Source organism: Aeribacillus sp. JST-2 (assembly GCF_056032925.1).
Map to the genome: position 1 here is coordinate 1 of NZ_JBVVUU010000091.1, position 1,899 is coordinate 1,899.

3 protein-coding genes are annotated in these 1,899 nt (G+C 42.0%); all 3 read right to left on the reverse strand.

Annotated features, from left to right (window positions below):
- Nucleotides 1-9 precede the first annotated feature (9 nt).
- From AC0KTX_RS16685 to AC0KTX_RS16695, 3 genes are read right to left on the reverse strand one after another with little or no spacing between them, the layout of a single operon-like run.
- Nucleotides 10-699 carry an ABC transporter ATP-binding protein gene (locus AC0KTX_RS16685; protein WP_474253152.1) on the reverse strand — a complete coding sequence of 230 codons (690 nt, stop codon included), beginning with the start codon at nucleotides 697-699 and terminating at the stop codon, nucleotides 10-12.
- A complete protein-coding gene (locus tag AC0KTX_RS16690) occupies nucleotides 696-1,076 on the reverse strand; it encodes a GntR family transcriptional regulator (RefSeq protein ID WP_474253153.1) in 381 nt (126 codons plus the stop codon). The genes AC0KTX_RS16685 and AC0KTX_RS16690 overlap by 4 nt, the downstream gene beginning before the upstream one ends.
- 3 nt (nucleotides 1,077-1,079) lie before the next feature.
- Nucleotides 1,080-1,856 (reverse strand): hypothetical protein, encoded by a 777-nt coding sequence (locus tag AC0KTX_RS16695; protein ID WP_474253154.1) that lies wholly within the window; start codon nucleotides 1,854-1,856, stop codon nucleotides 1,080-1,082.
- Nucleotides 1,857-1,899 lie beyond the last annotated feature (43 nt).

The window sequence follows — 1,899 nt, forward strand, 5'->3', positions numbered from 1 at the left end:
AGAAATGCCTTATTCATAAATAGTTGTCATCCAATCGACTATTCCGAGGTTTTGCTCTTCCCGCAGTTGCTCCACGTTATGATGGCCAATGATCTTACCGTCTTTTATCGCGATCACCTCATCTAAGATGTTTTCTACTTCCCGGATCTCATGAGTGGTGATCAGAACGAGTTGTTTTTCTAGATCGATAAAGGAGATCAGTCCTTTGACGATCGATTGACGTACCATCGGGTCCAGTCCAGAAAGTGGTTCATCCATCAGGATAATGGGGGCGTTGCGCGCAAGGGACAGCACGATTTTTAATCGACCGCGGTTTCCTTTTGACAGTTCTTTCAGCTTGCTTTCCGGATCGAGTTTCATAAATGTTAAAATTTCATAGGCCTTTTTCAGATCAAAATCAGGAAATTGACTAGCATAAAATTCAATCATTTGCTTCACGTTATAAAATCGGTAATACTCATCCAGCTCTGATAAATAGGAGACGGTGGAGGCCACACGGCGATTCGCCTTGCTCCCATTAACGAGCACTTCTCCTCTCGTCGGATAAGCGAGGCCGGCGATTAACTTCAGCATCGTTGATTTTCCACTCCCATTTTCACCGACCAGTCCGATGATTTTCCCCCGTGAAAGCTTTAAGTTCACTTCATCCAGTGCTACTTTTTGACGATATTTTTTCGTTACTTGTTGAAATAAAATCATTGCTCAGATGCTCCCTTCTCAGTCAAATAAGAATCTAACCCTGCTTTAATTTCGTCGTCAGAATACCCCATTTCCCGCATTACTTGTACAAAATGGGATATTTCTGTTTCCTTCATTTCCTCCCGGATCGCCTGGAGAACTCGTTCATCGACTGTAACAAATGTTCCTTGACCACGTTTGGACTCCACAATTTTCAACCCCTCTAGTTCTCGGTATGTTCGCTGTACCGTATTCGGATTCACGTTAGCCTTAAGTGCCATGTCACGTACTGAGGGGAGCTTTTCACCAAGTTGTAATTCACCACGGACGATTTGCCGTTTTATACGTTCCGCTAATTGTAAATAAATCGGTTCTGCAGAATGGAATATATCAGCCATCGATTATACCTCAACTTTGCGATCAAGAATCCAGCAACCGCCGAAAAAAAGCAAGCCAGTCAATACGAGATCCCGTACGAAATGACCGATGTAAAAAACGGTTGATGTTTCTTGGATTTCAAAACTATGGATTTCATTTGAAATGCTAAACTCAAACCCTGAAAGCACACTTTCACTGTTAACCGCCCCCCAATCGAATAAGGAGGAAACGTCTTCAACTATATTGAAGAGTGATACGACGACGAGAAAAAATAAGAACGTCAACACAAAACTAAGAAAATCATTATACGTTTTGCTTAACGCCATAAAGACCGTCCAAAAGAACAAATAGGTACACCCTAGTAATAACGTTGTGGTGAGTAAGGTGATTACCAACAAAATAAGGGTATTCAACCATTCACTTAAATGGATAGACACCATGCTATTTCGGTAAGCTTGCCATAATACGATTGCTGCAGTGATGAAGGTAATGAGCATATAGGAAAGGCCAGAAACGAGCTTCGCCAACAAGAGTTGTACGATCGGCAGCGGGTTATGGAGCCACAAATGCATTCGTTTTCGCTCTACATCCAGACTGTAAAGCATGTAGTAGGCTAAATAAAAGCCATGAAGAGCAACTGCAGCAAACGCGCCAATCGTTAACGTTTCCCACATGAAGTCAATCGATAGGCCAATTATGGTACTAATGGCGAAGATCCCGATCAGAACGATCAAGGAGAAAATAAACGCAGGAAGCCCTAATCTGAATTCCTTTTTTGTTAAATCGAGCCAAGCAGTCATTATTCTTCCTCCTATGTTTGAGTGTATCATTGTACTAATAAAA

Excerpts from the sequence above, each read along its gene's own strand:
- AC0KTX_RS16685 (WP_474253152.1), bottom strand. The coding sequence starts at position 699 with ATGATTTTATTTCAACAAGTAACGAAAAAATATCGTCAAAAAGTAGCA.
- AC0KTX_RS16690 (WP_474253153.1), bottom strand. The coding sequence starts at position 1,076 with ATGGCTGATATATTCCATTCTGCAGAACCGATTTATTTACAATTAGCG.
- AC0KTX_RS16695 (WP_474253154.1), bottom strand. The coding sequence starts at position 1,856 with ATGACTGCTTGGCTCGATTTAACAAAAAAGGAATTCAGATTAGGGCTT.